The sequence below is a fragment of the Pseudoalteromonas sp. AWM4_233 genome, assembly GCF_056158285.1.
Genome location: NZ_JBSWSZ010000141.1, coordinates 1 through 7,139, shown reverse-complemented (window position 1 = coordinate 7,139; position 7,139 = coordinate 1). Strand labels below are relative to the sequence as shown.

13 protein-coding genes are annotated in these 7,139 nt (G+C 35.6%); all 13 read left to right on the top strand.

What is annotated here, in order from left to right; all coding sequences use genetic code 11:
* The first annotated feature begins 339 nt into the window (after positions 1-339).
* Positions 340-618, top strand: coding sequence for a hypothetical protein (locus ACXAC4_RS27510; protein ID WP_475168404.1), 279 nt, complete (start codon positions 340-342; stop codon positions 616-618).
* A gap of 82 nt (positions 619-700) precedes the next feature.
* Complete coding sequence (locus tag ACXAC4_RS27505) at positions 701-931, top strand: hypothetical protein (RefSeq protein ID WP_475168402.1); 231 nt, start codon at positions 701-703, stop codon at positions 929-931.
* Positions 932-1,020: 89 nt separating this feature from the next.
* Entirely contained in the window at positions 1,021-1,383 is a 363-nt protein-coding gene (locus ACXAC4_RS27500) for a hypothetical protein (protein ID WP_001154398.1), read from the top strand.
* A 33-nt stretch (positions 1,384-1,416) separates the two neighbouring features.
* Positions 1,417-1,635, top strand: coding sequence for a hypothetical protein (locus ACXAC4_RS27495; RefSeq protein WP_001048545.1), 219 nt, complete (start codon positions 1,417-1,419; stop codon positions 1,633-1,635).
* 151 nt (positions 1,636-1,786) lie between these two features.
* Complete coding sequence (locus ACXAC4_RS27490) at positions 1,787-2,038, top strand: hypothetical protein (protein WP_475168394.1); 252 nt, start codon at positions 1,787-1,789, stop codon at positions 2,036-2,038.
* A gap of 25 nt (positions 2,039-2,063) precedes the next feature.
* A complete protein-coding gene (locus tag ACXAC4_RS27485) occupies positions 2,064-2,405 on the top strand; it encodes a hypothetical protein (RefSeq protein WP_475168390.1) in 342 nt (113 codons plus the stop codon).
* A 16-nt stretch (positions 2,406-2,421) separates the two neighbouring features.
* The gene (locus tag ACXAC4_RS27480; RefSeq protein ID WP_475168387.1) at positions 2,422-2,817 is read left to right on the top strand and encodes a hypothetical protein; all 396 of its coding nucleotides are present in this window, start codon (positions 2,422-2,424) and stop codon (positions 2,815-2,817) included.
* 381 nt (positions 2,818-3,198) lie between these two features.
* Entirely contained in the window at positions 3,199-4,866 is a 1,668-nt protein-coding gene (locus ACXAC4_RS27475) for an FtsK/SpoIIIE domain-containing protein (RefSeq protein WP_475168383.1), read from the top strand.
* Positions 4,844-5,194, top strand: a complete 351-nt coding sequence (locus tag ACXAC4_RS27470) for a hypothetical protein (protein WP_475168381.1) — start codon at positions 4,844-4,846, stop codon at positions 5,192-5,194. The genes ACXAC4_RS27475 and ACXAC4_RS27470 overlap by 23 nt, the downstream gene beginning before the upstream one ends.
* Positions 5,195-5,297: 103 nt before the next feature.
* On the top strand, positions 5,298-5,531 hold the full coding sequence (locus ACXAC4_RS27465; protein ID WP_475168379.1) for a hypothetical protein: 234 nt from the start codon (positions 5,298-5,300) through the stop codon (positions 5,529-5,531).
* A gap of 41 nt (positions 5,532-5,572) precedes the next feature.
* The gene (locus ACXAC4_RS27460) at positions 5,573-5,833 is read left to right on the top strand and encodes a hypothetical protein (RefSeq protein ID WP_475168377.1); all 261 of its coding nucleotides are present in this window, start codon (positions 5,573-5,575) and stop codon (positions 5,831-5,833) included.
* Positions 5,834-6,237: 404 nt separating this feature from the next.
* Complete coding sequence (locus tag ACXAC4_RS27455; protein WP_475168376.1) at positions 6,238-6,789, top strand: hypothetical protein; 552 nt, start codon at positions 6,238-6,240, stop codon at positions 6,787-6,789.
* A gap of 107 nt (positions 6,790-6,896) precedes the next feature.
* Positions 6,897-7,139 (top strand): hypothetical protein (locus ACXAC4_RS27450; protein ID WP_475168373.1); only part of this gene is annotated, 243 nt, incomplete at its 3' end.

Genomic DNA, 7,139 nt, shown 5'->3' with positions numbered 1-7,139 from the left:
TAAAACATTAGTAGGAGACAAGCTACTACAAAAGCGTGACTGGGCTGAAACAATCATCGAGAATGGGGTAGAAGAGTTCTACGCTGATTTAGGGGTAGTAAACAGTGATAGTAAAGACTTGGAAGAAAACAAAAGGTAAAACTATCTTTGATGTTTACGAAAAGATTAAAATATACAAACCTCATAAATTAAATTCTGAGTTTGAAGCGGATAAAGAGTTAGTTATCGCTCAATTAGAGTCAAGATTAGGTAGAAACAGTCGTACAACAGGTAGATTCAGTAATCGTGTACAATTCGACTCTATCCGTGATGCGAAAACTAGTAATTAACTCATTCGGTATGAAAGGTCGTTCAGCTTCTACAGTAAGTGCGGTAGACATGGCGTTAATGCAGTTATACACCGCTTTAATCTCTCATTTACGTTCTGTATTTGCGAAATCAAGGGGTATGTATAACTTTAAAATTTGGGAAGAGTTCCAACGTTGGGGTGGATTCCCTGGTGCGGAAGAAACACTTAAAACTCCATTATCAGGTGGACGTAAATTAGGTGATATTAATATTATTATCACAAACAGACCTTCCGAATTACTACGAAACAGACCGATTCAAAATCTTTGACTCAATCACTACATTTGCAATTGGGGCTGTAGGTGACTCGAAAGTTCGTCATGAACTATGTGAACGTCTACAAATGCCGTTAATGAAGAAAGAATTAGATTTAATTGAAAGAAACCGTAAGAAATCCGATGATAATACAACAGAGTATGAAGACTTCGATGCAATCAAGATGAATCCATACGCAAAAGCTTTCCTTGTTGGATTAGAGAAACGAGATTTCTCTATTACGAAAATTGTATTACCTGATAGCTTGTCTAAAACAGAGACTATTCCAAACTGGTGTAAAAATAGGATAACTTGTATTTTAGTATGACATGTATTCGAACTACGGAGAATTGACTCAAAAACAACCTATAAACGAGTTACAAAAGAGAGGAAATACAAGTAAACTGAGGTGCGAGGGTGCAAGATGTAATACAATTCTTTCAAACAACATTAGGGGTATCGTTGCTTATATTTTTAGCGTATTTTCCTTTGGTTGATTTTATGCGGAGACTTTATCTATATGAGTTAACATTATATAACCGATTAGAAAAAGAGTACAGACCAATTATAAAATATACAATGGGTTTTCAAACGATAGCATTCATTGTGTTTTATGTAATTGCTCCTTATTTCTCTATTCAGAAATACATGGTAGATGGTGTAACTTCCTTATTAATACTTCCAGTTGCATTTTTTATCCTGACAAACATGGGAATCTTTACAATATACGGATTGATTCATACAGGTAAAATAAAAGTAACTTTAAAAGATAAGAAGTAAGGTAAAACTCCTTGAAAGGAGGTGGAAACGATTATGAACTTACATGCGTTAGATATGCAAGTTGCTATTGCTTTTGTAGGGGTACTTTTATTTACAGTTGCGACAGTTTGGTTGACATTAAAATTCGACATTACGAAAAAGCTTCAACCTGTTAGAACTTGGATGGAAAGTCATAAACTTATGACTGTGACAGGTACATTATCTGTTCTATTCTTGTCTATGTGTCTACAGTACTTAGGTTACATTCAGTAAAGAACTAGTGTAGTATTACTGATTAACTGAGAAGGTATTAACTAACTTAAATATGTAAAGTATAGGGCGAGGTTTTCCTCGTCCCTTATTTGTATACATAGCTTTAAAACTATGTAAGTAAAGTCGTAAGACTATAAGGAGTGGTAAGTGGATGTTAAGTGGAATAACAAGTTGGATTATGGAACACAAGAAAACCACGCTTGCAATAGCAGGGGTAGTTATCATTAGTTTCATATCCTATAATGTTGCGGCAGACCGACAAGCCAAGAAGGAAGCTGAGGTTTCAGCAGAGAAAAGCGCAAAAGAAGAAAACGTTAAGTCTGAATTCGACATTGAACAAGAGAAACTAGTGAAAGAAACATGGCGCACCAAAGAAAGGTTTCCGTTGGACAGACGATGGTAAGCTTCAAGCAATAGGAGATAAAGGTATGACCAGTGAGGACGTTATTTATGCATATGTTCGTGGTCTATCAACTCTAGATTTCTCTAATGCACAAAGATATAGCTATAAGACTGATGTAGTAAAATCATACCAAGGATTCTACGAAGCAGAACAAGATTTTACATACAATAAGAACTTCCAAAAAGGTATGTATAAACAAGTACTATTAAGTCTTAGACCAAACAAAATTGAAGATACAGCTTTATTCGCTGATTATAAAACTTCAATTACAATGAATATCGAGTTATTAGATTTAAGTAACAAGGATTTTTGGTTAAAAGACAAAGATAAAATCTTCCAAGACTTGAAAAAAGTACAAAGTGAATGAGCGTGATACAACAAAAATGAAAGATTACTTATTCAACTACGTACTAAGTTACTATTCAGGTGAGAAGCCAAAAACTAGAAATGTAAAAGTAAACTTTGTAATGCAACAAACTATGGATGGTTCATGGTTAGTTACAAATGATGCTGAATTAGATGCATTAGCGAAGTACCAAGACGGTGAAATCGTAGTAAACCAAATCTTAGACCAGTTTGAGCGTTGGATTGGTAAGTCAGGTGAAGATGTAACTCCTGATGCTAAGATTGAGAACACTGAAATTGGTAATGTAAACGGTAATATTGAGAATAAGAAAGATTCAGATAACGTTAACCCTTATAGTAGACCTAACAATGATAATGATAAAATCAATCAAAACGCACCGAAAGACGATGCACCAACTATCATTGAGAGGTAAGGAGGGGTAGACAATGAATGTTGCGTATGCTTTAAGTTTCGCTTTGTTCTTGTTTCTCGTTTCAGTATTTACAACGAATAAAGACACAATAAACGAGAAATCAAAGCGTAACTTTTGGATTCTAGCAGGATTGTTTGGGGTATATAGTGTAATTCGATTTATACTAGCCTAAACAGAAAGGTAGGAAGTTATGTCAATATCAGTATTAAAGATTCTACTTGTATTACTATTAATCTATTCTTTATTTACAAGAAAGATGTCCTTAAATGGGAAGACTAGAGTGGTCTTCCTATTAATAGTAGCAATCTTTATCACCTTTTTCTTTATCTAAACTGAGGTAAAGAGTAATAGTTTCAAAGTCTAAGAAAGGAGGGGTATTGTATGAGTTTCGACTCACGAAACTTTGTCTCTGACGATGACTTAGCAAAAGAACGTCAGGATAGGCAAGACAGACAAAACCCACCAAGCGTAGAACATGGTCAAGGTGGAGACCCGTTTTCTGATTTGGATATAGATGCTATGTTCAGTAATCCTTCTCCTTCTTCACCAACTGATAATAACAACTCGTTTAACTCATTCGGTGATGCACCTCCACTGGGGCAACCTTTAGGTGGTGGAAATGACCCTTTCTTAAACCCAATTGGAGGTATACCACCGATGGGAGGTATGAACCAACCACCTACACCATTCGGTCAACCACCACAACAACCTAAGAGTGACGAAGAGAAAATAATGGATGCAGGAAAGAAGAGTTGGTCATTCATTAAAGACTTAGGTAGTGGATTTCATGATTTAAAATCAACACCTACAAACTGGTCTATGACTGGTAGGAACTTAGTTAAAATGTCAGCAATCGCTTGTGGTTTATCCTTTGCAACTATGATGATATTTAAGAAAGACGTAATGGACTTCATGATGGGTAGCGGTTTTACCGCAATTGTAGGGGTATTGTTATTATCTTTCAATAATGATAAAGCACGAATGATAAAAGGTACAGACGGAGAAGAGGAACAGCCCTTTGATATTAATAAAATAGAGGGAGACCCTTTACCACAAGATGATATCTTTGCGAATGCATTTGCAACTGAACCTAACATGGTAGTTAACTTAGATAAACCACCATTAGAAGAAGTACAGCCTTTTGACTCCTATGAAGAAGATGAAGACGAAGGAGAAGAGGATGACGATGAATTTGATGATGGTTGGGACGAGTTCGATGAAGAAGAAGACGATGAATACGATGAGGAAGACGATGAAATAACAGAATTTGTTACAGTAGATGAAGCACCTACTGATATAGCAACTGTCTTAACTGATGTAGACCAAGTACCCGCAGGTATGTATACAAGACATTTCTTATATGAAAACTATAAGAAAGCCTTAACAAGTATTACACCATCTTATAGTGATACAATCTATTTAGATGAAGATGAGGATGACGAGTGGGATGCATACAGTAGACTGATTCGAGAAGTTCAACAACAAATGGACTTAGAATCAGGGGCAGACGATTACGAAAGTGATTTATCTGAAATTCTTTCTGTAGAAAAACGTCTATTAACTGTTTATGTAGAAGCAACAAGACCGAAGAAGCTTAAAAACAGTAAGATAGAAGAGTTTAACCGAGAATTATCAAATATCGTTTCAAGGGTAAAAGGAAGACTAGTAGAAGGAAGATACTCACAAACAATAGCAGTTGGTAACACAATTTACATTACAATCTTTACAGGTGAAACAGCAAGTGTATCTGTTAAAGACGCTATTATAAAAGAGCAAGATTTCTTCTTAAATACAGACAACCGTATTCCAGTTGTAATGGGCTTTAACGAATTAGGAGACACAATTAAAACTGATTTATATGATGTGGAATCTATCCTAACAGCAGGTATGCCAAGGGGTGGTAAAACATTCTCTGTTAAAACGGTAATGTCTCAAATGGTTCAATTTTGTAGTCCATCAGAAGTTAATTTCTACTTTGCAGACGTAAAAGGTAAAGTATCTGACTGGTATCAGTTCAGAACACCTCATGTTAGAAGGTTTGAAAAGTAACCCACAAGACATCATAACAATGTTAACTCACCTAACAGAAGTAGAAGGACCGAGACGTGAGAAGATAATGGCAGAAGTAGGGGTAACAAACTTAAAAGACTATAATCAAGTTCCGCATGATGTTGAACTTCCTATGATTTATGTTGTTATAGATGAAATGGCAACTCTAATGCAGAAGTTAACGAACAAGGATAAAAAGTTATTCCATGCAAGAATGGTCGATTTAGTAACGAAAATGCCAGGGTTTGGACTTAGATTATGGGGTATTCCTCACTTAGTTAAGAATGATATCATCCCTAAAACAGTATCAGAACTTAATACCTTGTAAGATATCTGTTAAAGGTGATGAGAGTCACGTAGAAGCTACAACTGGTGCAAAACCAAGTAAGTTCAAATTTAAATTATCACACGTAGGGGATTGTGCAGTAAACATGCCATCAATCTCTAGTGACGTATTCTTTATGCACTCATTTATCTTAGCTAAGAACGGTACAGGGGTAACTCGTGTATTAGATTATCAAGCGAAGTTATGGGAGAAACTAGAGCCTGATTCCATAAAAGGTTCACTTGCCTATCAACTAAACAATACAAACAAGCAAAAAGTAATATTAGATAAGTTAGACTTACCTAGTGAGCCTGTATTTGGTAAAGATGGAATGTACTAGGGGTAGTCAGTGATTTTAGACCTTAAAAGAAGGTGTTTTATTTGCGAGTAATGTTAGAAAGTATATCCAATGAAGACTTATATTTTGCCTTACAAAAGTATGGTGAGAAATTAGCAGACAATAAGAAAGATTATAGTCAAGTAAAAGCGGAAGAGTTTGAGAGGTTACAGCTTCTTAAACCTCTTCCAGTATTAGATGAACGGAGTCTGATATCCGAAGAGGTAGAAGAAGATTATGAAATACAATTAAAAGCTTCCGAGTCAATAGAGCATATTACATTAGAACTCTATTCTACCACATGAGATTACAAGTCATATTGAAGGTGTCTTTGAGAAGCTAAACAGTAATGTAAACTTAGATTTAGTTTCGGAAGATGAGCCAATTGATTACACAAAAGAAGAACCTCCAGTTGCTATTATAGATGAAGAAGAGGATGAAGAAATTGTAGATGATGAAATTATAAACGATGATGTCATTGAAAACGATGAAATAGAAGATGAAGAACTAGAAGATGATGAACTAGAAAACGAAGACGAGGAAGAAATAATTGAAGATGACGATGAAGAAGAATTGTTAGAACGATGATGAGGATGAAGAAGACCTTGAAGAAGACTTTGAGGAAGAGGAAGAAGAGGAATTCTTAGAAGACGAAGAAGATGAAGAGATTATAGAGGAAGACGAAGATGACTTTGAGGATGAGGAAGAGTTGGAAGACGAAGAAGATGACTTTGAGGATGAGGAAGAGTTGGAAGAGGAAGAAGAGTCCTATGAACCTGAGCCTGAACCTATAATCGAAGAAGTCAAACTAGTAAAACCAGTCATTACACCTCCAATCGTAGAAAAGAAAGAGAAAGTTCAAGCTTTCGAACCAGTGTTTAAAATGGATGCACCAGTCATTAAGAAGACTGAACCAGTATTCAAGAAAGATACACCAGTTGTAGCACCTCCAAAACCTGAGTTGAAGAAAGAAGAACCTGTTCAAAGTCAATTCGATGTTCCAAATAATCCAAGACCGAGTCGTAGAGCTAATTCAAACTCACTAAGAATGCAAAGCATAGAAGGTAGTGAAGAAGACTTCATTAAAAGCATAATGAACAGTCAAAATTCCAAAGTAACTCCACCTTCATCGAATGTCAATCCATCTTCTCCAAAAGTAGAAGAAGTAAAAGTAGAAAACTTACCTCCAGAACCCAATTTCGTACCTAAGACTTCATCCGAGGTCGAAGGAAAACGAGGTCAAAAAGCTATATTCACCTAAAGTAGTAGATGACTATATTAATAGTGGTATCATAACAAGGGCTAGAGGGGTATTATTAATTTAAGTCCAGTAAACCTGTAAGAAAGTGATGAAAGAAGGGGTATTTCGTGTCGATTAAAGTAACAGCAGTAAGTTTTAGTTTCGCAAAAGCAATGGATGAAAACAGAAACGGTTCATGTGGGTTCTGTAGGGTTATCTTAAATGGGGTAATCACAATAAACAGGGTGAGAGTTATTAAGAAAGATGCAAACTATATTGTACAAATGCCTGTAACTCCTTGTAGGTCTGTAGAAGAGAATGCAATTAAGTCAGTTGTACAAATAACAGATAGAGAGACGATATCAAGAAAT